Raw genomic sequence first — 24508 nt, 5'->3', positions numbered from 1 at the left:
TCCCCCACGCTCGGCTGCGCTCGCGCGGGAGGGACCCCCATCGCGTTGACGCCCTCCTCCGCCTTGCAGCTGCACGCACCACGCCCCGCTCGGCTTGGTCGAGAGGCGCAGTCACTCCCGGCCGACCTGATCCAAACGACAGGCCCGAGGCGGCCGGCGTGGCCCTCAGCCGCGCGGGACGTGCGTCCGGCCGCTGCGCGCGGCACGAGCCACGACGCACCGGTACCCGCGTACGGCGAGAAGGGGTCGTGGCGGGGGGTGTCCGCCCGCAGCGGTCGGCGCGTCGACGGACAGTCAGTCGGCGTGAGACCCCATCGCGCCGTTCCGAGGACGGACACCCCCCGGCGCGGCCCCGACCCACACCCCACGCGAAGGCGAAACGGACGCGCACCCCCGCCCTCACCCGCCCTACGACGCCAGCCAGTCGTCCACCCCCGCCAGCAGCTTCGTCTTCACGTCCTCCGGCGCCGCCGACCCGCGCACCGACTGCCGGGCCACCTCCGCCAGCTCCGCGTCCGTGAACCCGTGATGCCGCCGCGCGATCTCGTACTGCGCGGCGAGACGCGAGCCGAACAGCAACGGGTCGTCCGCGCCCAGCGCCAACGGCACGCCCGCCTCGAACAGCGTCCGCAGCGGCACGTCCTCCGGCTTCTCGTACACCCCCAGCGCCACGTTCGACGCCGGACACACCTCGCACGTCACCTGCCGGTCGGCCAGCCGCTTCATCAGCCGCGGATCCTCCGCCGCCCGCACCCCGTGCCCGACCCGGTCCGCCCCCAGGTCGTCCAGACAGTCCCGCACCGACGACGGCCCCGCCAGCTCACCCCCGTGCGGCGCCGACAGCAGCCCGGCCTCCCGGGCGATCGCGAACGCCCGGTCGAAGTCGCGCGCCATGCCCCGCCGCTCGTCGTTGGACAGCCCGAACCCGACGACCCCCTGATCGGCGTACCGCGTCGCCAGCCGCGCCAGCGTCCGCGCGTCCAGCGGGTGCTTCATCCGGTTGGCCGCGACCAGCACCCGCATCCCGAGTCCCGTGTCCCGCGACGTCGTCTCCACCGCGTCCAGGATGATCTCCAGCGCCGGGATCAGCCCGCCCAGCCGCGGCGCGTACGACGTCGGGTCGACCTGGATCTCCAGCCAGCCCGACCCGTCCCGCACGTCCTCCTCCGCGGCCTCCCGCACCAGTCGCTGGATGTCCTCCGGCGCCCGCAGGCACGAGCGGGCCGCGTCGTACAGCCGCTGGAAGCGGAACCAGCCCCGTTCGTCCGTCGCCCGCAGACTCGGCGGTTCCCCGCTGGTCAGCGCCTCACTCAGCGCGTCGGGCAGCCGGACGCCGTACTTGTCGGCCAGTTCCAGCACGGTCGAGGGCCGCATCGACCCGGTGAAGTGCAGGTGCAGATGGGCTTTCGGCAGCTCAGAGACATCACGTACACGCTCCATCCCAGGATCCTGCCGTACGCCCCGGCCGTCCCGGTAGCCGTTTCCCCTTTCGTGGTCTTGCTCGCACAAACAAATGGGGCACCTACCGAACCCGGTAGGTGCCCCAGGAGCCGTGGGCCGGCGAAAGCGGACGTCAGTCCCGCGCCTCCGCCAGCAGCTTCTGGATCCGGCTCACACCCTCGACGAGGTCCTCGTCACCCAGCGCGTACGACAGCCGCAGGTAGCCCGGCGTGCCGAAGGCCTCGCCCGGTACCACCGCGACCTCGGACTCCTCCAGGATCAGCGCGGCCAGCTCGACGGTGTCCTTGGGGCGCCGGCCCCGGATCTCCTTGCCGACCAGCGCCTTCACCGACGGGTACGCGTAGAACGCCCCTTCCGGCTCCGGGCACACCACGCCGTCGATCTCGTTCAGCATCCGCACGATGGTCTTGCGGCGCCGGTCGAAGGCCTCACGCATCGCCGCCACGGCGTCCAGGTCACCGGAGACGGCGGCCAGCGCGGCGGCCTGGGCGACGTTGGAGACGTTGGACGTGGCGTGCGACTGAAGGTTCGTCGCGGCCTTGACGACGTCCTTCGGGCCGATGATCCACCCCACGCGCCAGCCGGTCATCGCGTACGTCTTGGCGACACCGTTGACGACGACGCACTTGTCGCGCAGCTCGGGCAGCACGGCCGGCAGCGACACCGCCGAGGCGTCGCCGTAGACCAGGTGCTCGTAGATCTCGTCGGTCATCACCCACAGGCCGTGCTCCACGGCCCAGCGGCCGATGGCCTCGGTCTCGTGCTCGCTGTAGACCGCGCCGGTCGGGTTCGACGGGGAGACGAAGAGGACGACCTTCGTCTTCTCCGTACGGGCCGCCTCCAGCTGCTCGACGGTCACCCGGTAGCCGGTCGTCTCGTCGGCGACGACCTCCACCGGGACGCCCCCGGCCAGCCGGATCGACTCCGGGTACGTCGTCCAGTACGGCGCGGGCACGATGACCTCGTCGCCCGGGTCGAGGATCGCGGCGAAGGCCTCGTAGATGGCCTGCTTGCCACCGTTGGTGACCAGGATCTGCGAGACGTCCGGCTCGTAGCCGGAGTCGCGCAGGGTCTTCGCGGCGATGGCGGCCTTCAGCTCGGGCAGGCCGCCCGCCGGCGTGTAGCGGTGGAACTTCGGGTTCTTGCAGGCCTCGATCGCGGCCTCGACGATGTAGTCCGGGGTCGGGAAGTCGGGCTCACCGGCGCCGAAGCCGATCACCGGCCGCCCGGCGGCCTTGAGGGCCTTGGCCTTGGCGTCCACGGCGAGGGTGGCGGACTCGGAGATCGCGCCGACTCGGGCGGAGACCCGGCGCTCGGGGGGAGGGGTTGCAGCGCTCATGGGCCCCATCGTTTCAGACAGGAATCGCGCGCGGCACAGGGGTTTCACAGACTGAACAACGTCGGGCAAAGCCCTGAACAACAGTGCGGATCGCCCGCGCGGCCTGGGCGATCTTCGACGGAATCACGTCAGCCCGCCCGCCGTTCCGGTGGCGATCCTCCGCCGGCGAGCCCTGCGTCCGGCCCTTTCTGTTCGACGACCGGCCGCCGAGCACGTACACTCTCACCTCGTTGGCCTTCAGCAGGCCGCGCCCGTTCGGTGCACACCAAGCATCCGGACGGATGCGGTACGTTGGGGGACACACAAAGGGTCGTAGCTCAATTGGTAGAGCACTGGTCTCCAAAACCAGCGGTTGGGGGTTCAAGTCCCTCCGGCCCTGCTACACACACCTTCGCCAGGATGTGTGCGCATGTACGTACAGCAATGCACCGCCGTGCGGCTCAGACCGGGCGCGGCACGGCCACGACCCGGAATCAGGTGAGGACGAGTGACGGACGCCGTGGGCTCCATCGACATGCCTGATGCCGAGGACGAGGCGCCGGAGTCGAAGAAGACCCGCAAGGGCGGCAAGCGTGGCAAGAAGGGCCCGCTGAAGCGCCTTGCCCTCTTCTACCGCCAGATCGTCGCGGAACTGCGCAAGGTCGTCTGGCCGACCCGCAACCAGCTGACGACCTACACGACCGTGGTGATCATCTTCGTCGTCATCATGATCGGTCTGGTCACCGTGATTGACTATGGGCTCAGCAACGCCGCCAAGTACGTGTTCGGCTGAGCAGTCCGCGAAGAGCGCCGAGGTACCCGGCGCTTTTTTCGCATGTTCCACCCCTATGTATCCAGGAAGAAGCAGCCACCGTGTCTGACCCGAACGTGAACGACGCCATCGAGCCGGTCGAGTCCGTCGAGGACGAGCTCGACACCGTCGAGGGCGCGGACAGCGAGGACACCGAGGCCTCCGCCGAGGCCGAGGCTGCCGACGCCGTCGCGGACGACGCCGCCGAGGCGGAGACCGAGGACGGCGAAGAGGCCGCGGACGAAGTCGAGGAAGAGCCCGAGCTCGAAGAAGAGCCCGAGGACGACCGCGACCCGATCGAGAAGCTCCGCGAGGAACTGCGCGTCCTGCCCGGCGAGTGGTACGTCATCCACACCTACGCCGGCTACGAGAACCGCGTGAAGACCAACCTCGAGCAGCGCGCCGTCTCGCTGAACGTCGAGGACTACATCTTCCAGGCCGAGGTGCCGCAGGAAGAGGTCGTCCAGATCAAGAACGGCGACCGCAAGACGATCAAGCAGAACAAGCTCCCGGGCTACGTCCTCGTCCGCATGGACCTGACGAACGAGTCCTGGGGCGTCGTCCGCAACACCCCCGGCGTCACCGGCTTCGTGGGCAACGCCTACGACCCGTACCCGCTGACCCTGGACGAGATCGTCAAGATGCTCGCGCCGGAGGCCGAGGAGAAGGCCGCCCGCGAGGCCGCCGAGGCCGAGGGCAAGCCGGCTCCGCAGCGCAAGGTCGAGGTCCAGGTGCTGGACTTCGAGGTCGGCGACTCGGTCACCGTCACCGACGGTCCGTTCGCCACGCTGCAGGCGACCATCAACGAGATCAACCCGGACTCCAAGAAGGTCAAGGGCCTCGTCGAGATCTTCGGTCGCGAGACGCCGGTCGAGCTCTCCTTCGACCAGATCCAGAAGAACTAGTTTCTTCCGGACCTCACCGCTTCCGCGCAGGTCAGGCGATCGCTCCGGCGCTTGCCTGACCTGCGCGGTTTTTGGCCGCGCATCTATACCCGCTATCGTTGTGCGGTATGCCTGCGTCCGGGTGGTCCCCGGAGGCCGGCAGGACCCGAATCGAAAGGACCCGGAGAGCTATGCCTCCCAAGAAGAAGAAGGTCACGGGGCTCATCAAGCTCCAGATCCAGGCCGGTGCCGCCAACCCGGCCCCGCCGGTCGGCCCCGCGCTGGGTCAGCACGGCGTGAACATCATGGAGTTCTGCAAGGCCTACAACGCCGCGACCGAGTCGCAGCGTGGCTGGGTGATCCCGGTGGAGATCACGGTCTACGAAGACCGTTCCTTCACCTTCATCACCAAGACGCCGCCGGCCGCGAAGATGATCCTGAAGGCCGCGGGCATCGAGAAGGGCTCGGGCGAGCCGCACAAGACCAAGGTCGCGAAGATCACGCGTGACCAGGTCCGTGAGATCGCCACGACCAAGATGCCCGACCTCAACGCCAACGACCTGGACGCCGCCGAGAAGATCATCGCCGGCACCGCCCGTTCCATGGGCGTCACGGTCGAGGGCTGAGCCCCAACCTCCATCAGCAGAAGTGGCAGGGCCTGCTCGGCCCGGACCACGACTCCTCAGCATCCACAGGAGCAGTAGTGAGCAAGCGCAGCAAGTCCCTTCGCGCTGCGGACGCCAAGATCGACCGGGAGAAGCTCTACGCCCCGCTCGAGGCCGTCCGTCTCGCCAAGGAGACCTCCACGACCAAGTTCGACGGCACCGTCGAGGTCGCCTTCCGTCTGGGTGTCGACCCGCGCAAGGCCGACCAGATGGTCCGTGGCACCGTGAACCTCCCGCACGGCACCGGTAAGACCGCCCGGGTCCTGGTCTTCGCGACCGGTGACCGTGCCGAGGCCGCTCGTGCCGCGGGCGCCGACATCGTCGGCGCCGACGAGCTCATCGACGAGGTGTCGAAGGGCCGTCTGGACTTCGACGCCGTCGTCGCCACCCCGGACCTCATGGGCAAGGTCGGCCGCCTCGGCCGTGTGCTCGGTCCGCGTGGTCTGATGCCGAACCCGAAGACCGGCACCGTGACCCCCGACGTCACCAAGGCTGTCACCGAGATCAAGGGTGGCAAGATCGAGTTCCGCGTCGACAAGCACGCGAACCTGCACTTCATCATCGGCAAGACGTCGTTCGACGACACCAAGCTGGTGGAGAACTACGGCGCGGCGCTGGAGGAGATCCTCCGTCTGAAGCCGTCCGCCGCCAAGGGTCGCTACATCAAGAAGGCCGCCATCAGCACCACGATGGGCCCCGGCATTCCGGTCGACTCCAACCGCACCCGCAACCTCCTCGTCGAGGAGGACCCGGCCGCGGTCTGAGCCTGAGGCTCACCCAACCGGTCACGGGCCCCGCACCTCTTACAGGTGCGGGGCCCGTTCCCTTTTCCGGTACGTACGCCGGTGGCCTGGGTTAACGTGCGGGAACCGGAGGCGAACAGGGGGACGTATGCAGGGCACGAGGGTGCGGCGCATGGGCCTGGGACTGGCAGTGGTGACCGCGCTGACGGGGATGACGTCCTGCACCTCCCCGGACTCCTCCGACGGATCCGACCGGGCCGAGCGCGCACCGCACGGGCGGTCCCTCGCCGCCCTGCGCTCGGCCGAACGCGCCACCGAGCAGGCCGAGTCCGCCCGGGTCGAGTCCACGACGACCATGGGCTCCCTGATGTCCATGACCGCCGACGGCGCCCTCGGCTGGAGCGACGGCATCACCGGCACCCTCACCATCACGTACACCGGCGGCACCATGGCCGACACCATGCGCCGGCTCGGCACCACCTCCATGGAGGCCCGCTACCTGCCCGACGCGTACTACGCGCGGATGGGCGAGAAGTTCGCCGAGCAGACCGGCGGCAAACACTGGATCCGGTACGCGTACAAGGACCTCGAAGCCCTCACCGGCGGCTCCGGCGGCCACCTCGGCGACCAGCTGCGCAGCACCACACCCAACCAGTCCGTGAAACTCCTGCTGTCCTCCGGCGATGTCAGGAAGGTCGGCGAGGAGCGGGTCCGCGGCCGGTCCGCCACCCACTGGTCCGGGACCGTGGCCGCGGCCGACGTCGACGACGCCGGCCTGCGCAAGCAGCTCACCGGCGCCGGTGTCACCACCCAGACCGTCGACATCTGGGTCGACCGGCGCGACCTGCTGGTCAAGAAGGTGGAGAAGGCGCGGACGGACACGGGCCTGATGACCCAGACCGCGCACTACACCGATTACGGCGTGCCGGTCCGCGCCGAGCGGCCCCCGCACGCCGACACCGGGGACTTCGAGGACCTCATGCGCAAGCAGTCCGCCACGCCCTGAGCCCTCCCCCTATTCGATAGATCACCTGTGCCCCTCTGGGATAGGCTCGCGGCCTTGCTGTGAAGCAAGCGTGCATTCCTTGGGGGGAATTCAGATGAAGAAGTCCATACCTGCCGCCGGGCTGTGTGCCCTGCTCCTCGCCGCCGGTGCCGTCGGCTGCGGTTCCGAGAAGTCTCCGGAGATGACGCCCGCCGCGGCCGTCGCCAAGGCGGCGAAGAACACGGAGGACATCACGTCCCTCCGGTACCGCATGAAGGGCACGGTCCCGGAGTCGGGCAGTGTCCAGGGCGAGGCCTCCATGCGCCTGAAGCCCACGGTGGCGATGAGCATGAAGATGACGGCGTCCGCCCAGGGCGCGGGCGAGGCCGTGGAGATCCGGCTCGTCGACAAGGCCATGTACCTCGGTGGGGGAGCCGAGATGGCCAAGGAGATGGACGGCAAGCGCTGGCTGAAGTTCGACCTGTCCGGTTCCGAGGCGGCCAAGGACATGGACCGGATGGGGTCCACGAGCCAGGCCGAGCAGAACCCGGCCGCGGAGTCCACCTTCCTCAAGGGCGCCAAGGACGTGAAGAAGGTCGGCAGCGAGAAGGTCGAAGGCGTCGAGACCACCCATTACTCGGGCACGGTCACCCTCGACGACCTGCGCGCCTCGCTCAAGGACGACAAGGCGGAGACCCGCAAGCAGCGCGAGAAGAGCATCAAGCAGTACGAGAAGCTCGGCGTCGACAAGCTCGCGATGGACATGTGGATCGACGGCGAGGACCACACCAAGCAGTTCCGCATGAAGGGCCAGGCCGACAAGGGCCCGATGGACATGACCATCACCTTCCTGGACTACAACAAGCCGGTGACCGTCACGGCCCCGCCGGCCAAGGACGTCGCGGACCTGAGCGAGATGTTCAAGGAGCTGGAGCAGGGCTGAACCGCCCCGCACAGATCAGCCGTACGGGCGGATTTGCTTGACGGCGATCCGTTCCCGTACTCTCCTACAGAAGCCAAAGACCGCTGGTCGTTACCGCGTGCTCATCTGAGGGCGCGGTGGCCGAAGGATCCGCTGAACGGCGGACGACCCGCGCAGGTGACACAGGAAGAGTTCCCGGAGCCCCGCCGCCCAGTGCGCGCGTGAAACCGGTCGAGCTACGCCCCGTGCGCTTGCGCCGGGGCGTTTCGTTTTCCCCAGTCCTCCTTCGGGTCCGCGCGGTCCGAATCACCCGGAAGGAGGCCGAGGCTCATGGCGAGGCCTGACAAGGTCGATGCCGTCGAGGAGATGCGGGACAAGTTCCGCAACTCCAACGCTGCTGTCGTTACCGCGTACACCGGTCTCACCGTCGCGCAGCTCCAGCAGCTGCGTCGTTCACTCGGTGAGAACGCTCAGTACCGTGTGGCGAAGAACACGCTGACCAAGATTGCGGCCAACGAGGCCGGGATCACGACGCTGGACGACCTCTTTGCGGGTTCGTCGGCCGTCGCCTTCGTGACCGGTGACCCGGTCGAGGCGGCGAAGGGTCTCCGTGACTTCGCCAAGGACAACCCCAACCTCGTCATCAAGGGCGGCGTCCTTGACGGCAAGGCGTTGTCCGCCGATGAGATCAAGAAGCTTGCGGACCTCGAGTCCCGCGAGGTTCTGCTCTCCAAGCTGGCCGGTGCCATGAAGGGCAAGCAGTCCCAGGCTGCCTCTGTCTTCCAGGCGCTGCCGTCGAAGCTCGTCCGCACCGTGGACGCGCTCCGTGCCAAGCAGGACGAGCAGGGCGGTGCCGAGTAACTCGGCTCGCATCCCGGCCGCCGCTGCCTGAACGCGGCGACCGTAGCGGGCCAGTAGTACGCCCGCCTCACATGTACATCCGGCACCTGCCGATTTAGTGGAAGGACCGCCAATCATGGCGAAGCTCAGCCAGGAAGACCTGCTCGCGCAGTTCGAGGAGATGACCCTCATCGAGCTCTCCGAGTTCGTGAAGGCGTTCGAGGAGAAGTTCGACGTCACCGCCGCCGCTGCCGCGCCGGTCGTCGTCGCCGGTGGTGCCGCTGGTGGCGCCGCTGCCGAGGCCGCTGAGGAGCAGGACGAGTTCGACGTCATCCTCACGGGTGCCGGCGACAAGAAGATCCAGGTCATCAAGGTCGTGCGTGAGCTGACCTCCCTGGGTCTGAAGGAGGCCAAGGACCTCGTGGACGGCGCCCCGAAGCCCGTTCTCGAGAAGGTCGCCAAGGAGGCCGCCGAGAAGGCCGCCGAGTCCCTCAAGGGCGCCGGCGCCTCCGTCGAGGTCAAGTAACACCCTCGGATCCGTCAGGATCCGCAACACGTCCCACTGGACGTGTAACGCGTAAGCGCGGAAGAGCGATCATCCATCCGGGTGGTCGCTCTTCGGCGTTCTCGGGGGCCGGCCACGGTTGCCTTGAACCCTCTGTGACGGGGGGTATGGTGATCTTCGTCGTGTCTCCGGGCGGCTCCGGATCGGGCAGGGGGGCCTTGACGAACCGCACGCAGCGCGCAATTCTCAGGACGCGTCGTCACAGGATCCGAATCCGAGGCATGGATCGGCGACGAAGAGGGCAGTATCAACGTGCGTTGAGGGCAGCGCCTTGTCGCAGGAGTGGAACAACGAGGGTGAACAGGGGTTTCACGACCCGCACTGGACATCAGTGTGCCAAGTGGCTACACTGACCCTTTGCGCTGCCTGTTAGCTGTCCCCTGCCCGTCACCAGGGGTCTGCCCTCGCCCGAGCATCGACGACAAGACATGCCTGACCTGGCCTTCCGGCCCTGTGGGCACAGCTTGTCTCCGTGTACGGGAGAGGGGCCGGTACGCGCGTAGTGAGTCCGAGCCCTCGGAAGGACCCCCTCTTGGCCGCCTCGCGCAACGCCTCGACCGCGAATACGAACAACGCCGCCAGCACTGCCCCGCTGCGCATCTCTTTTGCAAAGATCAAGGAGCCTCTCGAGGTTCCGAACCTGCTCGCGCTGCAGACCGAGAGCTTCGACTGGCTGCTCGGCAACACCGCCTGGCAGAGTCGGGTCGAGGAGGCTCTCGAGAACGGTCAGGACGTCCCCACCAAGTCCGGGCTCGAGGAGATCTTCGAGGAGATCTCCCCGATCGAGGACTTCAGCGGGTCGATGTCGCTGACCTTCCGCGACCACCGCTTCGAGCCGCCGAAGAACTCCATCGACGAGTGCAAGGACCGCGACTTCACGTACGCGGCCCCGCTCTTCGTCACCGCTGAGTTCACCAACAACGAGACCGGCGAGATCAAGTCCCAGACGGTCTTCATGGGCGACTTCCCGCTCATGACGAACAAGGGCACCTTCGTCATCAACGGCACCGAGCGTGTCGTGGTGTCGCAGCTCGTCCGTTCGCCCGGTGTCTACTTCGACTCCTCGATCGACAAGACGTCCGACAAGGACATCTTCTCCGCCAAGATCATCCCCTCCCGGGGTGCCTGGCTGGAGATGGAGATCGACAAGCGCGACATGGTCGGTGTCCGCATCGACCGCAAGCGCAAGCAGTCCGTCACCGTCCTGCTCAAGGCGCTCGGCTGGACCACCGAGCAGATCCTCGAGGAGTTCGGCGAGTACGAGTCCATGCGCGCCACCCTGGAGAAGGACCACACCCAGGGCCAGGACGACGCGCTGCTCGACATCTACCGCAAGCTGCGTCCGGGCGAGCCCCCCACGCGTGAGGCCGCGCAGACGCTGCTCGAGAACCTCTACTTCAACCCCAAGCGCTACGACCTGGCCAAGGTCGGCCGCTACAAGGTCAACAAGAAGCTGGGTGCGGACGCTCCGCTGGACGCGGGCATCCTGACCGTCGAGGACATCATCTCGACGATCAAGTACCTGGTGAAGCTGCACGCGGGCGAGACCGAGACGGTCGGCGACAGTGGCACGAACATCGTCGTCGAGACCGACGACATCGACCACTTCGGCAACCGCCGCCTGCGCAGCGTCGGCGAGCTCATCCAGAACCAGGTCCGCACGGGTCTGGCGCGTATGGAGCGTGTCGTCCGCGAGCGGATGACGACCCAGGACGTCGAGGCGATCACGCCGCAGACCCTGATCAACATCCGGCCGGTCGTCGCCTCCATCAAGGAGTTCTTCGGCACCAGCCAGCTGTCGCAGTTCATGGACCAGAACAACCCGCTGTCGGGTCTCACCCACAAGCGCCGTCTGTCGGCTCTTGGCCCGGGTGGCCTCTCCCGTGAGCGGGCCGGCTTCGAGGTCCGTGACGTGCACCCCTCGCACTACGGCCGCATGTGCCCGATCGAGACGCCCGAAGGCCCGAACATCGGTCTGATCGGCTCGCTCGCCTCCTACGGCCGGGTCAACGCGTTCGGTTTCGTCGAGACCCCGTACCGCAAGGTGTTCGAGGGCCAGGTCACCGACGAGGTCGACTACCTGACCGCCGACGAGGAGGACCGCTTCGTCATCGCGCAGGCCAACGCGCAGCTGACGGACGACCTCCGTTTCGCCGAGGCCCGGGTGCTGGTCCGCCGTAAGGGCGGCGAGGTCGACTACGTCACCGGCGAGGACGTCGACTACATGGACGTCTCGCCGCGCCAGATGGTGTCGGTCGCGACCGCCATGATCCCCTTCCTCGAGCACGACGACGCCAACCGTGCCCTCATGGGCGCGAACATGATGCGTCAGGCCGTGCCGCTGATTAAGTCCGAGGCCCCGCTCGTCGGCACCGGCATGGAGTACCGCTCCGCCGTCGACGCCGGTGACGTGGTCAAGGCCGAGAAGGCGGGTGTGGTCCAGGAGGTCTCCGCGGACTACATCACCACCGCCAACGACGACGGCACGTACATCACGTACCGCCTGGCCAAGTTCGCCCGCTCCAACCAGGGCACCTCGGTCAACCAGAAGGTCATCGTCAACGAGGGCGACCGGATCATCGAGGGCCAGGTCCTGGCCGACGGTCCGGCCACCCAGAACGGCGAGATGGCGCTGGGCAAGAACCTGCTCGTGGCGTTCATGCCGTGGGAGGGTCACAACTACGAGGACGCGATCATCCTGTCGCAGCGCCTCGTGCAGGACGACGTCCTCTCCTCGATCCACATCGAGGAGCACGAGGTCGACGCCCGTGACACCAAGCTCGGCCCCGAGGAGATCACCCGGGACATCCCGAACGTCTCCGAGGAGGTCCTCGCCGACCTCGACGAGCGCGGCATCATCCGCATCGGTGCCGAGGTCGTCGCCGGCGACATCCTCGTCGGCAAGGTCACGCCCAAGGGTGAGACCGAGCTGACGCCGGAGGAGCGCCTGCTGCGCGCCATCTTCGGTGAGAAGGCCCGCGAGGTCCGTGACACCTCGCTGAAGGTGCCGCACGGCGAGATCGGCAAGGTCATCGGCGTCCGCGTCTTCGACCGCGAGGAGGGCGACGAGCTTCCCCCCGGTGTGAACCAGCTGGTGCGCGTGTACGTGGCGCAGAAGCGCAAGATCACCGACGGTGACAAGCTCGCCGGCCGTCACGGCAACAAGGGCGTCATCTCGAAGATCCTGCCGATCGAGGACATGCCGTTCCTGGAGGACGGCACCCCGGTCGACATCATTCTCAACCCGCTCGGTGTGCCGTCCCGAATGAACCCGGGACAGGTCCTGGAGATCCACCTCGGCTGGCTCGCCAGCCGCGGCTGGGACGTCTCCGGCCTCGCGGACGACTGGGCGCAGCGCCTGCAGGCCATCGAGGCCGACCAGGTCGCGCCGGGCACCAACGTCGCCACCCCCGTCTTCGACGGTGCGCGTGAGGACGAGCTGGCCGGTCTGCTGAACCACACCATCCCGAACCGGGACGGCGAGCGCATGGTGCTCCCGACCGGTAAGGCGCCGCTGTTCGACGGCCGCTCCGGCGAGCCGTTCCCGGAGCCGATCTCGGTCGGCTACATGTACATCCTCAAGCTGCACCACCTGGTCGACGACAAGCTGCACGCCCGGTCGACCGGTCCGTACTCGATGATCACCCAGCAGCCGCTGGGTGGTAAGGCCCAGTTCGGTGGCCAGCGCTTCGGTGAGATGGAGGTGTGGGCGCTGGAGGCTTACGGCGCCGCCTACGCCCTCCAGGAGCTGCTGACCATCAAGTCCGACGACGTCACCGGCCGCGTGAAGGTCTACGAGGCCATCGTCAAGGGCGAGAACATCCCCGAGCCCGGCATCCCCGAGTCCTTCAAGGTGCTCATCAAGGAGATGCAGTCCCTGTGCCTCAACGTGGAGGTGCTGTCCTCGGACGGCATGTCCATCGAGATGCGCGACACCGACGAGGACGTCTTCCGCGCTGCGGAGGAGCTTGGCATCGACCTGTCCCGGCGTGAGCCGAGCAGCGTCGAAGAGGTCTGACGGGAGTTCGGAGGCCTTCGTCATGAAGGCCTCCGGCCCCAGGACCCCCGTATCAGACCCCATGACTTACAACCCTGAGAGGGATTGACGCATAGTGCTCGACGTCAACTTCTTCGACGAGCTCCGGATCGGTCTGGCCACCGCTGACGACATCCGTCAGTGGAGCCACGGCGAGGTCAAGAAGCCCGAGACGATCAACTACCGCACGCTCAAGCCCGAAAAGGACGGACTCTTCTGCGAGAAGATCTTCGGTCCGACCCGGGACTGGGAGTGCTACTGCGGCAAGTACAAGCGTGTCCGCTTCAAGGGCATCATCTGTGAGCGCTGCGGCGTCGAGGTGACGCGCGCCAAGGTGCGCCGTGAGCGGATGGGCCACATCGAGCTCGCCGCCCCGGTCACCCACATCTGGTACTTCAAGGGTGTCCCGAGCCGGCTGGGCTACCTGCTCGACCTGGCTCCCAAGGACCTCGAGAAGGTCATCTACTTCGCGGCGTACATGATCACGTACGTCGACGAGGAGCGCCGTACGCGCGACCTGCCCTCGCTGGAGGCCCACGTCTCCGTCGAGCGCCAGCAGATCGAGCAGCGCCGCGACGCCGACCTGGAGGCCCGCGCCAAGAAGCTCGAGACCGACCTGGCCGAGCTGGAGGCCGAGGGCGCCAAGGCGGACGTGCGCCGCAAGGTGCGCGAAGGTGCCGAGCGCGAGATGAAGCAGCTGCGCGACCGCGCGCAGCGCGAGATCGACCGCCTCGACGAGGTGTGGAACCGCTTCAAGAACCTCAAGGTCCAGGACCTTGAGGGCGACGAGCTGCTCTACCGCGAGCTGCGTGACCGCTTCGGCACGTACTTCGACGGCTCGATGGGTGCCGCGGCGCTGCAGAAGCGCCTGGAGTCCTTCGACCTCGACGAGGAGGCCGAGCGCCTCCGCGAGATCATCCGTACCGGCAAGGGCCAGAAGAAGACCCGTGCGCTCAAGCGCCTGAAGGTCGTCTCCGCGTTCCTGCAGACCAGCAACAGCCCCAAGGGCATGGTGCTGGACTGCGTGCCGGTCATCCCGCCGGACCTCCGCCCGATGGTGCAGCTGGACGGTGGCCGCTTCGCGACCTCCGACCTGAACGACCTGTACCGCCGTGTGATCAACCGGAACAACCGACTGAAGCGCCTTCTCGACCTCGGTGCGCCCGAGATCATCGTGAACAACGAGAAGCGCATGCTCCAGGAGGCCGTCGACGCGCTGTTCGACAACGGCCGCCGTGGCCGTCCGGTCACCGGTCCCGGTAACCGCCCGCTGAAGTCCCTCAGCGACATGCTGAAGGGTAAGCAGGGTCGCTTCCGTCAGAACCTGCTCGGCAAGCGTGTGGACTACTCCGCGCGTTCCGTGATCGTCGTCGGTCCGCAGCTGAAGCTGCACCAGTGCGGTCTGCCGAAGGCGATGGCGCTGGAGCTCTTCAAGCCGTTCGTGATGAAGCGCCTGGTCGACCTGAACCACGCGCAGAACATCAAGAGCGCCAAGCGCATGGTCGAGCGCGGCCGCACGGTCGTGTACGACGTGCTGGAAGAGGTCATCGCGGAGCACCCGGTTCTGCTGAACCGTGCGCCCACGCTGCACCGCCTCGGCATCCAGGCCTTCGAGCCGCAGCTGGTCGAGGGCAAGGCCATCCAGATCCACCCGCTCGTGTGCACCGCGTTCAACGCGGACTTCGACGGTGACCAGATGGCCGTGCACCTGCCGCTGTCCGCGGAGGCGCAGGCCGAGGCCCGCATCCTGATGCTGTCCTCGAACAACATCCTCAAGCCCGCCGACGGCCGTCCGGTGACGATGCCGACCCAGGACATGGTCCTCGGTCTGTTCTTCCTCACCACCGACGGCGAGATGCGCGAGCTCAAGGGTGAGGGCCGTTCCTTCGCCTCGGTCGCCGAGGCGATCATGGCCTTCGACGCGGGCGAGCTGTCGCTCCAGTCGAGGATCGACGTCCGCTTCCCGGTCGGCACCATCCCGCCGCGTGGCTGGACCCCGCCGGCGCGTGAGGAGGGCGAGCCGGAGTGGCAGCAGGGTGACACCTTCCGCCTGAACACCACCCTGGGCCGCGCGCTCTTCAACGAGCTGCTGCCCGAGGACTACCCGTTCGTCGACTACGAGGTCGGCAAGAAGCAGCTCTCCGAGATCGTCAACGACCTCGCCGAGCGCTACCCCAAGGTCATCGTGGCGGCGACGCTCGACAACCTGAAGGCGGCCGGCTTCTTCTGGGCGACCCGTTCCGGCGTGACCGTGGCCATCTCCGATGTCGTCGTTCCCGAGGCGAAGAAGGAGATCGTCAAGGGCTACGAGGCGCAGGACGAGAAGGTCCAGAAGCAGTACGAGCGCGGTCTGATCACCAAGGACGAGCGCACGCAGGAGCTCATCGCGATCTGGACCAAGGCGACCAACGAGGTCGCCGAGGCGATGAACGACAACTTCCCGAAGACCAACCCGATCTTCATGATGGTGAACTCGGGTGCACGAGGCAACATGATGCAGATGCGTCAGATCGCCGGTATGCGTGGTCTGGTGTCGAACGCGAAGAACGAGACGATCCCGCGTCCGATCAAGGCGTCCTTCCGTGAGGGCCTGTCCGTGCTGGAGTACTTCATCTCCACGCACGGTGCCCGTAAGGGTCTGGCGGACACCGCTCTGCGTACCGCCGACTCGGGTTACCTCACGCGTCGTCTGGTCGACGTCTCCCAGGACGTCATCATTCGCGAGGAGGACTGCGGCACCGAGCGCGGTCTGCGTCTGAAGATCGCCGACCGTAACGCCGAGGGCACGCTGGTCAAGACGGAGGACGTCGAGACCTCCGTGTACGCGCGCTGCCTCGCCGAGGACATCGTCGTGGACGGGCAGGTGCTGGCCCCGGCCGGTACCGACCTGGGCGACGTCCTCATCGAGGAGCTCGTGCAGCGCGGCGTCGAGGAGGTCAAGACCCGCTCGGTCCTGACCTGCGAGTCCGCCGTCGGCACCTGCGCGATGTGCTACGGCCGTTCGCTGGCCACCGGCAAGCTGGTCGACATCGGTGAGGCGGTCGGCATCATCGCCGCCCAGTCCATCGGTGAGCCCGGTACCCAGCTGACGATGCGTACCTTCCACACCGGTGGTGTGGCCGGTGACGACATCACCCAGGGTCTGCCGCGTGTCGTCGAGCTCTTCGAGGCCCGTACCCCGAAGGGTGTCGCCCCGATCTCCGAGGCCCAGGGCCGCGTGCGGATCGAGGAGACCGAGAAGACCAAGAAGATCGTCGTCACCCCGGACGACGGCAGCGACGAGACGGCCTACCCGATCTCGAAGCGCGCCCGTCTCCTGGTCAGCGAGGGCGAGCACGTCGAGGTGGGCCAGAAGCTCACCGTGGGTGCCACCAACCCGCACGACGTGCTGCGCATCCTGGGTCAGCGTGCCGTCCAGGTCCACCTGGTCGGCGAGGTCCAGAAGGTCTACAACTCGCAGGGTGTGTCGATCCACGACAAGCACATCGAGATCATCATCCGGCAGATGCTCCGCCGTGTGACGATCATCGAGTCCGGCGACGCCGAGCTGCTGCCCGGCGAGCTGGTCGAGCGCTCGAAGTTCGAGACCGAGAACCGTCGCGTGGTCCAGGAGGGTGGTCACCCGGCTTCGGGTCGTCCGCAGCTCATGGGTATCACCAAGGCCTCGCTGGCGACGGAATCCTGGCTGTCGGCCGCCTCCTTCCAGGAGACGACCCGAGTCCTGACGGACGCGGCGATCAACGCCAAGTCCGACAGCCTCATCGGCCTCAAGGAGAACGTCATCATCGGTAAGCTCATCCCGGCCGGTACGGGTCTGTCCCGCTACCGCAACATCCGGGTCGAGCCGACCGAGGAGGCCAAGGCCGCGATGTACTCGGCCGTCGGCTACGACGACATCGACTACTCGCCGTTCGGCACGGGCTCCGGCCAGGCCGTTCCGCTGGAGGACTACGACTACGGTCCGTACAACCAGTAAGCGAGTCGCTTGATGCGAAGGGCGGTCACCCTGCGGGGTGGCCGCCCTTCGGCGTTCTCGCGGGCCGGGAGCCGGAGCTTGACGGGCCCGGGCGCCGCCAGGGCGGGTCCCTCGGCGCGTGCGGGGCCCGCCGGCGCGTCGGAGGGGGGTCACGGCGTGGCAGGGCGTCAGTGGGCCGTCCGGCGGACAGGTGACGCCCCGTTCCGGACGCACCCGTGCCACAACGGCGCGCTCGGCGCATCATGGAAGGACTCCGGCCCCCGGGGAGGTGCTCCGTGTCGCAGCCGCACTATCCGTCCTGGCAGCCCTGGCAGGGCTCCGGTGCCCCGTCGATGCTCGCGTCGCACGCCGATCGGGAGCGGGCCGTGGACGTGCTCAGAGCCGGGTACGGCGAGGGGCGGATGGAGCGGGACGAGTTCGAGAAGCGGGTGGGGCGGGCCTACGGGGCGCGGACCGTGGGGGAGCTGGCCCTGCTCGTCGCGGACCTGCCGCAGGGACCGCTGCCTCAGCCGGCTCCGGCGGTGGCGGTGCCGCCGTCCTTCCTGCCCCTGCACCGGCCCCGTACCAACGCCAAGGCCGTCGCGGCCGGCGTGTGCGGGCTGCTGTGCGTGCCGACCATGGGGCTGACGGGGATCCCGGCCGTGGTGCTGGGGCATGTGGCCCGGGCCGAGATCCGCAGCCGCGGGGAACTGGGAGACGGACTGGCGCTGACCGGGCTGGTGCTGGGGTGGTTGTCCACCGCCGGCTGGGCACTCGTTCTGGTGTTGCTGACGGTGGTGTCCGTCGTAGCATCGTGAACGTGTGCATATCGGACACAGGCCGTCGAAATGAAGATCGACAACGGCCGGGGGGCTTGACATGTCCCGCGTGGCGATGCGGGCGGTGCCCATTTGTTTTGACCGCAGCGAATGCGGTAGGTACGCTCAGACCTTGTGCCTGGGGTGTGCCCTGGCTCGCGTGTGTGCCATGAACCGCACGGCGAGCTGACACCGGCCACCGCAATCTGCGTTATTTCTGCCTGGCGGCGGGAGTCGCGGGATTCGACACACCCGACCGCGTGGGTCGGAGTTGTTCCAGGTTAGCTTTACCATTCGGCACACAGAAACCGGAGAAGTAGTGCCTACGATCCAGCAGCTGGTCCGTAAGGGCCGGCAGGACAAGGTCGAGAAGAACAAGACGCCCGCACTCGAGGGTTCCCCTCAGCGTCGTGGCGTCTGCACGCGTGTGTTCACGACCACCCCGAAGAAGCCGAACTCGGCCCTGCGTAAGGTCGCGCGTGTGCGTCTGACCAGCGGGATCGAGGTCACCGCTTACATTCCGGGTGAGGGACACAACCTGCAGGAGCACTCCATCGTGCTCGTGCGCGGCGGCCGTGTGAAGGACCTGCCGGGTGTTCGCTACAAGATCATCCGTGGCTCCCTCGACACCCAGGGTGTCAAGAACCGCAAGCAGGCCCGTTCCCGCTACGGCGCCAAGAAGGAGAAGTAAGAATGCCTCGTAAGGGCCCCGCCCCGAAGCGCCCGGTCATCATCGACCCGGTCTACGGTTCTCCTCTGGTGACCTCCCTCATCAACAAGGTGCTGCTGAACGGCAAGCGCTCCACCGCCGAGCGCATCGTCTACGGCGCCATGGAGGGTCTGCGTGAGAAGACGGGCAACGACCCGATCATCACGCTGAAGCGCGCGCTGGAGAACATCAAGCCGACCCTCGAGGTCAAGTCCCGCCGTGTCGGTGGTGCGACGTACCAGGTTCCGATCGAGGTCAAGCCCGGTCGCGCCAACACGCTCGCGCTGCGCTGGCTGGTCGGTTACTCCCGCGCCCGTCGCGAGAAGACCATGACCGAGCGTCTGCTCAACGAGCTTCTCGACGCGTCCAACGGCCTCGGTGCCGCTGTGAAGAAGCGCGAGGACACCCACAAGATGGCCGAGTCCAACAAGGCCTTCGCGCACTACCGCTGGTAGTCGCTACCCACATCGAGACCGAGAGAAGACTGAAGCCTTATGGCTACCACTTCACTTGACCTGGCCAAGGTCCGCAACATCGGGATCATGGCCCACATCGACGCGGGCAAGACGACCACCACCGAGCGGATCCTGTTCTACACGGGCGTGTCGTACAAGATCGGTGAGGTCCACGACGGCGCTGCCACCATGGACTGGATGGAGCAGGAGCAGGAGCGTGGCATCACGATCACGTCTGCTGCGACCACCTGTCACTGGCCGCTCGAGGACAACGACTACACCATCAACATCATCGACACCCCGGGTCACGTCGACTTCACCGTCGAGGTGGAGCGCTCCCTGCGCGTGCTCGACGGTGCCGTGACGGTGTTCGACGGTGTCGCCGGTGTCGAGCCGCAGTCCGAGACGGTGTGGCGTCAGGCCGACCGTTACGGTGTGCCGCGTATCTGCTTCGTCAACAAGCTGGACCGTACCGGCGCCGAGTTCCACCGCTGCGTGGACATGATCTCGGACCGCCTGGGCGCGCAGCCGCTGGTCATGCAGCTGCCGATCGGTGCGGAGGCGGACTTCAAGGGCGTCATCGACCTCGTGACGATGAAGGCCCTGGTCTGGTCCGCCGAGGCGACCAAGGGCGAGATGTACGACACCGTCGACATCCCGGACACCCACGCCGAGGCTGCCGAGGAGTACCGCGGCAAGCTGCTCGAGGCCGTCGCCGAGAACGACGAAGAGCTGATGGAGCTGTACCTGGAGGGCACCGAGCCCACCGTGGAGCAGCTCTACGCCGCGATCCGCCGTATCACGATCGCGTCCGGCAAGGGCGGCGGCACCACCGTCACCCCCGTGTTCTGCGGCACCGCGTTCAAGAACAAGGGCGTTCAGCCCCTGCTCGACGCGGTCGTGCGCTACCTGCCGACTCCGCTCGACGTCGAGGCCATCGAGGGCCACGACGTCAAGGACCCGGAGCTGGTCGTCGCGCGCAAGCCGTCGGAGGACGAGCCCCTCGCCGCGCTCGCGTTCAAGATCATGAGCGACCCGCACCTCGGTAAGCTCACCTTCGTCCGGGTTTACTCGGGCCGCCTGGAGTCCGGCACCGCGGTGCTGAACTCCGTCAAGGGCAAGAAGGAGCGCATCGGCAAGATCTACCGCATGCACGCGAACAAGCGTGAGGAGATCGACTCGGTGGGCGCCGGCGACATCGTCGCCGTCATGGGCCTGAAGCAGACCACCACCGGTGAGACGCTGTCCGACGACAAGAACCCGGTCATCCTGGAGTCCATGGACTTCCCGGCGCCGGTCATCCAGGTCGCCATCGAGCCCAAGTCGAAGGGTGACCAGGAGAAGCTGGGCGTCGCGATCCAGCGCCTGGCCGAGGAGGACCCGTCCTTCCAGGTTCACTCGGACGAGGAGACCGGCCAGACCATCATCGGCGGCATGGGCGAACTGCACCTCGAGGTGCTGGTCGACCGTATGCGCCGTGAGTTCAAGGTCGAGGCCAACGTCGGTAAGCCGCAGGTCGCCTACCGTGAGACGATCCGCAAGGCCGTCGAGCGCGTCGACTACACGCACAAGAAGCAGACTGGTGGTACCGGCCAGTTCGCCAAGGTGCAGATCGCGATCGAGCCGATCGAGGGCGGCGACGCCTCGTACGAGTTCGTGAACAAGGTCACCGGTGGCCGTATCCCGAAGGAGTACATCCCTTCGGTGGACGCCGGTGCGCAGGAGGCCATGCAGTTCGGCATCCTCGCGGGCTACGAGATGACGGGCGTCCGCGTCACGCTCATCGACGGTGGCTACCACGAGGTCGACTCCTCCGAGCTCGCGTTCAAGATCGCCGGCTCGCAGGCCTTCAAGGAGGCCGCGCGCAAGGCCAGCCCCGTGCTGCTCGAGCCGATGATGGCCGTCGAGGTCACCACGCCCGAGGACTACATGGGTGAGGTCATCGGCGACATCAACTCCCGCCGTGGTCAGATTCAGGCCATGGAGGAGCGGGCCGGTGCCCGCGTCGTGAAGGGCCTCGTGCCCCTTTCGGAGATGTTCGGCTACGTCGGCGACCTGCGCAGCAAGACGTCCGGCCGTGCGAGCTACTCCATGCAGTTCGACTCCTACGCCGAGGTTCCGCGGAACGTCGCCGAGGAGATCATCGCGAAGGCCAAGGGCGAGTAACGCACCGCGTCTACACGCCGTAGGCTTGACTCCGGAGCCTTGAGGGGCATTCCGCCGCAATCGCGGTGAGAGTGCCCCGGGGCCCGGGCTTTCCAGCAAAGATCACCTGGCGCCGATGAGTAAGGCGTACCAGAACCACTCCCCAGGAGGACCCCAGTGGCGAAGGCGAAGTTCGAGCGGACTAAGCCGCACGTCAACATCGGCACCATCGGTCACATCGACCACGGTAAGACGACCCTCACGGCCGCCATTACCAAGGTGCTGCACGACGCGTACCCGGACCTGAACGAGGCCTCGGCCTTCGACCAGATCGACAAGGCTCCTGAAGAGCGCCAGCGCGGTATCACCATCTCCATCGCGCACGTCGAGTACCAGACCGAGACGCGTCACTACGCCCACGTCGACTGCCCCGGTCACGCGGACTACATCAAGAACATGATCACGGGTGCGGCGCAGATGGACGGCGCCATCCTCGTGGTCGCCGCCACCGACGGCCCGATGCCGCAGACCAAGGAGCACGTGCTCCTGGCCCGCCAGGTCGGCGTTCCGTACATCGTCGTCGCGCTGAACAAGGCCGACATGGTGGACGACGAGGAGATCCTGGAGCTCGTCGAGCTCGAGGTCCGTGAGCTCCTCTCCGAGTACGAGTTCCCGGGCGACGACCTGCCGGTCGTCAAGGTCTCGGCGCTCAAGGCCCTCGAGGGCGACAAGGAGTGGGGCAACTCCGTCCTCGAGCTCATGAAGGCCGTGGACGAGAACATCCCGCAGCCCGAGCGTGACGTCGACAAGCCGTTCCTCATGCCGATCGAGGACGTCTTCACGATCACCGGTCGCGGTACGGTCGTCACCGGCCGTATCGAGCGTGGTGTCCTCAAGGTCAACGAGACCGTCGACATCGTGGGCATCAAGCAGGAGAAGACCACCACCACGGTCACCGGCATCGAGATGTTCCGCAAGCTGCTCGACGAGGGCCAGGCCGGTGAGAACGTCGGTCTGCTCCTCCGTGGCATCAAGCGCGAGGACGTCGAGCGCGGCCAGGTCATCATCAAGCCGGGCTCGGTCACCCCGCACACCGAGTTCGAGGCGCAGGCCTACATCCTGTCCAAGGACGAGGGTGGCCGCCACACGCCGTTCTTCAACAACTACCGCCCGCAGTTCTACTTCCGCACGACGGACGTGACCGGCGTGGTGACCCTCCCCGAGGGCACCGAGATGGTCATGCCGGGTGACAACACCGAGATGAAGGTGGAGCTCATCCAGCCCGTCGCCATGGAAGAGGGCCTGAAGTTCGCCATCCGTGAGGGTGGCCGGACCGTGGGCGCCGGCCAGGTCACCAAGATCAACAAGTAAGTCCTCGGACTGGCTTGAGGGTCCACTGACCTGAGTGGCTCGAAGGGGCCCGTACGACTTCGGTCGTGCGGGTCCCTTTGCCGTGCCTGGGGTGGTCGCGGCAACAGGTCGGCGCGTGGGCGCGCCCGCTGGGGTGTTTGCTGTGGTCAGTCAGAAGCCCAGGTACGTGATCTGGACGACGTAGATCCGCTCACTGCGGATGACGACCTGATACGTGAACATGCCGCCGGGCACGATGACATCGCCGCCCTTGGGGTCGACGCTCTCATGCGCCTGTCCGTGAATGTGCAGGGCTTCGGCGGCCCTGACCAGCTCATCCGCCTTGCGTTCCACCTCCGCGAGGAAGCCGGTGGGAGCGGTTCGGGCCACTTCCTCCGCGCCGAAGGCGTACTCCCATTTCCAGCTCACTCGCGGACTGCGTTCATGGCTTCGTCCAGGACGGCGCTCAGTTCGCGCAGGGCCTCTCGCGCGATGGCGGGGTCCTCGTGCTCCAGGTTGCCCTTCGCGCGGGCGTACCGGGTGGACAGGTCGGGACGCCGGGCGATCTCGATGTCCCGGGCCCAGGTCAGCACCCAGCTCTGCACAGGGCTGAGGGACTGCCATTCGACCGCCTTGGCGAAGGCGTCGTCCTTCGTGGCCTGCATCTCTTCCAGGCGGGCCGGATCGACAGCGGCAAGGGCCGCACGCAGGGCGTCAGGAGTGTGCTGAGGGCGGGGGGCCAGCTCATGTCCGTGGTCAGCCTGAGTGCTCATCGCGTCCACCTCCAGGGGGTGCCCCGGCCAGGCTAACCCGCTCGGTCGGCGGGGGAGCGAGACGACATGTGCGGCCCTTGCTCGCCTCATGCGGCTTCCGGGAGTTCGGTTCGGCTGGATCGGCTGGATCGGCAGTCGCGGCAGTGGCCGGGCGCCGGGGCGCGGAACGCGCGGTCGCAGCCGTCGCAGGTCTGGAGGGGGTGCCGGGTGGGCGGCGGGGGCGCCTGCTGTGCCCCGAAGGGCGGTGGGGGTGGCAGCTGGGCAGCGAGGCGGTGGGCGAGGAGGGCGGCCGGGCGGCGGAGGGGCTCCGGTGGGAGGTCCGTCGTCAGGGCGTGGCGTACGGCGGCCGGGGTGACGTCTCGTTCCAGCCAGGCGGCGACGCCCCGGGCCAGGTGGGCCGTGTCGCACCCGGACAGGAGGAGGCGGGGGTCGTCGCGGCGGAGCCGGCTGAGGAGGTCCGTGGCCTGCTGGAGGAGGGTGGGGGCCGCGTATGCCGGGCGCGGTACCGCGGGGAGGGATGTGCCGCCAGGCTGTTTCGTCCGCTTCCTCGGGGTCGGGCGCGGGGTGCCCGTACCGCTGTGACCCGGCTGGTTGCAGGAGGTCGTGCGGGTGACGATCCGGCCGTCCGGGACGCGTTCGCGCGTGCGGCGCAGGTAGCCGTGGGCTTCCAGCTCGCGCAGGCCGGCGGCGATACGGGTCGTGCCCTCCGGGAAGCGGGCGGCCAGGGACTTGATGTCGATGCGGGAGCCCGCCGGGAGCGACTGGATGTGCACCGCGAGCCCGATCGCGAGCAGTGACAGCTCCGGGTGCTGGGCCAGGTGGTTGCCGATCACTGTGAAGCGGGTGGTGTGGCGGGCGTTGTCGTGCACCAGGCCTGAGTGGGGGTGCCGCCGGTTCGGGTGCTTCTTTCCGGCAACCCGGGTGTGGGCGTGCGAGGGCACGTTAGGGTTCTGCGTATCCATCAGGAAGGTCTCTTCTTCCTCGGTGGTCAGGCCCTCGCACTGGGATTGCCGTCCCGGCGGGGGCCGTCGCATGTCTGCGGTTGTGTCGTGACGTGTTGCGCTGAGCGTAGG

Annotated in this window: 20 protein-coding genes and 1 tRNA gene; 16 read left to right on the top strand and 5 right to left on the bottom strand. The window is 67.5% G+C overall.

Annotated features, from left to right (window positions below):
• Positions 1 to 408: 408 nt before the first annotated feature.
• Together AB0I06_RS12060 and AB0I06_RS12055 are read right to left on the bottom strand one after the other, a co-directional pair.
• Complete coding sequence (locus tag AB0I06_RS12060) at positions 409 to 1440, bottom strand: adenosine deaminase (RefSeq protein ID WP_363118630.1); 1032 nt, start codon at positions 1438 to 1440, stop codon at positions 409 to 411.
• 133 nt (positions 1441 to 1573) lie between these two features.
• A complete protein-coding gene (locus tag AB0I06_RS12055) occupies positions 1574 to 2800 on the bottom strand; it encodes a pyridoxal phosphate-dependent aminotransferase (protein ID WP_363118629.1) in 1227 nt (408 codons plus the stop codon).
• Between the two features lie 306 nt (positions 2801 to 3106).
• Between AB0I06_RS12055 and AB0I06_RS12050 the strand changes: the two genes are divergently transcribed.
• The 16 genes from AB0I06_RS12050 to tuf all read left to right on the top strand — a co-directional run bounded on the left by AB0I06_RS12050 (position 3107) and on the right by tuf (position 22683).
• Positions 3107 to 3179 (top strand) — tRNA-Trp (locus AB0I06_RS12050).
• 108 nt (positions 3180 to 3287) lie between these two features.
• On the top strand, positions 3288 to 3572 hold the full coding sequence (gene secE / locus AB0I06_RS12045; protein WP_363118628.1) for a preprotein translocase subunit SecE: 285 nt from the start codon (positions 3288 to 3290) through the stop codon (positions 3570 to 3572).
• 80 nt (positions 3573 to 3652) lie between these two features.
• Entirely contained in the window at positions 3653 to 4495 is an 843-nt protein-coding gene (nusG, locus tag AB0I06_RS12040; RefSeq protein WP_363118627.1) for a transcription termination/antitermination protein NusG, read from the top strand.
• 170 nt (positions 4496 to 4665) lie between these two features.
• Positions 4666 to 5100 carry a 50S ribosomal protein L11 gene (gene rplK, locus AB0I06_RS12035; protein ID WP_003992325.1) on the top strand — a complete coding sequence of 145 codons (435 nt, stop codon included), beginning with the start codon at positions 4666 to 4668 and terminating at the stop codon, positions 5098 to 5100.
• Between the two features lie 77 nt (positions 5101 to 5177).
• Complete coding sequence (gene rplA, locus AB0I06_RS12030) at positions 5178 to 5903, top strand: 50S ribosomal protein L1 (protein ID WP_030839732.1); 726 nt, start codon at positions 5178 to 5180, stop codon at positions 5901 to 5903.
• A 127-nt stretch (positions 5904 to 6030) separates the two neighbouring features.
• A complete protein-coding gene (locus AB0I06_RS12025) occupies positions 6031 to 6888 on the top strand; it encodes a hypothetical protein (RefSeq protein WP_363118626.1) in 858 nt (285 codons plus the stop codon).
• Positions 6889 to 6982: 94 nt separating this feature from the next.
• Complete coding sequence (locus AB0I06_RS12020) at positions 6983 to 7810, top strand: DUF1396 domain-containing protein (protein WP_363118625.1); 828 nt, start codon at positions 6983 to 6985, stop codon at positions 7808 to 7810.
• 309 nt (positions 7811 to 8119) lie between these two features.
• On the top strand, positions 8120 to 8650 hold the full coding sequence (rplJ, locus tag AB0I06_RS12015; RefSeq protein WP_033308984.1) for a 50S ribosomal protein L10: 531 nt from the start codon (positions 8120 to 8122) through the stop codon (positions 8648 to 8650).
• A gap of 115 nt (positions 8651 to 8765) precedes the next feature.
• A complete protein-coding gene (gene rplL / locus AB0I06_RS12010) occupies positions 8766 to 9155 on the top strand; it encodes a 50S ribosomal protein L7/L12 (protein ID WP_363118624.1) in 390 nt (129 codons plus the stop codon).
• Between the two features lie 571 nt (positions 9156 to 9726).
• Positions 9727 to 13212 (top strand): DNA-directed RNA polymerase subunit beta, encoded by a 3486-nt coding sequence (gene rpoB, locus AB0I06_RS12005; RefSeq protein ID WP_363118623.1) that lies wholly within the window; start codon positions 9727 to 9729, stop codon positions 13210 to 13212.
• A 94-nt stretch (positions 13213 to 13306) separates the two neighbouring features.
• Positions 13307 to 17206, top strand: a complete 3900-nt coding sequence (locus tag AB0I06_RS12000; protein ID WP_363118622.1) for a DNA-directed RNA polymerase subunit beta' — start codon at positions 13307 to 13309, stop codon at positions 17204 to 17206.
• A 275-nt stretch (positions 17207 to 17481) separates the two neighbouring features.
• Complete coding sequence (locus AB0I06_RS11995; protein WP_363118621.1) at positions 17482 to 18003, top strand: DUF1707 and DUF4190 domain-containing protein; 522 nt, start codon at positions 17482 to 17484, stop codon at positions 18001 to 18003.
• Between the two features lie 319 nt (positions 18004 to 18322).
• Entirely contained in the window at positions 18323 to 18694 is a 372-nt protein-coding gene (gene rpsL, locus AB0I06_RS11990; RefSeq protein WP_003948652.1) for a 30S ribosomal protein S12, read from the top strand.
• 2 nt (positions 18695 to 18696) lie between these two features.
• On the top strand, positions 18697 to 19167 hold the full coding sequence (rpsG, locus tag AB0I06_RS11985) for a 30S ribosomal protein S7 (RefSeq protein WP_003992340.1): 471 nt from the start codon (positions 18697 to 18699) through the stop codon (positions 19165 to 19167).
• Positions 19168 to 19206: 39 nt separating this feature from the next.
• Positions 19207 to 21333: an elongation factor G gene (fusA, locus tag AB0I06_RS11980; protein ID WP_363118620.1), complete on the top strand. Its 2127-nt coding sequence runs from the start codon at positions 19207 to 19209 to the stop codon at positions 21331 to 21333.
• 156 nt (positions 21334 to 21489) lie between these two features.
• Positions 21490 to 22683 carry an elongation factor Tu gene (gene tuf / locus AB0I06_RS11975; RefSeq protein ID WP_030839706.1) on the top strand — a complete coding sequence of 398 codons (1194 nt, stop codon included), beginning with the start codon at positions 21490 to 21492 and terminating at the stop codon, positions 22681 to 22683.
• A 150-nt stretch (positions 22684 to 22833) separates the two neighbouring features.
• Here tuf and AB0I06_RS11970 read toward each other — a convergent pair whose 3' ends face one another.
• From AB0I06_RS11970 to AB0I06_RS11960, 3 genes are all read right to left on the bottom strand, one after another.
• Positions 22834 to 23091 (bottom strand): hypothetical protein, encoded by a 258-nt coding sequence (locus tag AB0I06_RS11970; protein ID WP_363118619.1) that lies wholly within the window; start codon positions 23089 to 23091, stop codon positions 22834 to 22836.
• The gene (locus AB0I06_RS11965; RefSeq protein WP_363118618.1) at positions 23088 to 23435 is read right to left on the bottom strand and encodes a hypothetical protein; all 348 of its coding nucleotides are present in this window, start codon (positions 23433 to 23435) and stop codon (positions 23088 to 23090) included. The genes AB0I06_RS11970 and AB0I06_RS11965 overlap by 4 nt, the downstream gene beginning before the upstream one ends.
• Positions 23436 to 23521: 86 nt before the next feature.
• Positions 23522 to 24397, bottom strand: coding sequence for a helix-turn-helix domain-containing protein (locus tag AB0I06_RS11960; RefSeq protein ID WP_363118617.1), 876 nt, complete (start codon positions 24395 to 24397; stop codon positions 23522 to 23524).
• Between the last annotated feature and the right edge of the window lie 111 nt (positions 24398 to 24508).

Origin of the sequence: Streptomyces sp. NPDC050674 (assembly GCF_040654575.1) — a bacterium.
Lineage (GTDB): Bacteria > Actinomycetota > Actinomycetes > Streptomycetales > Streptomycetaceae > Streptomyces.
This window is presented reverse-complemented; position numbering and strand designations above follow the sequence as displayed.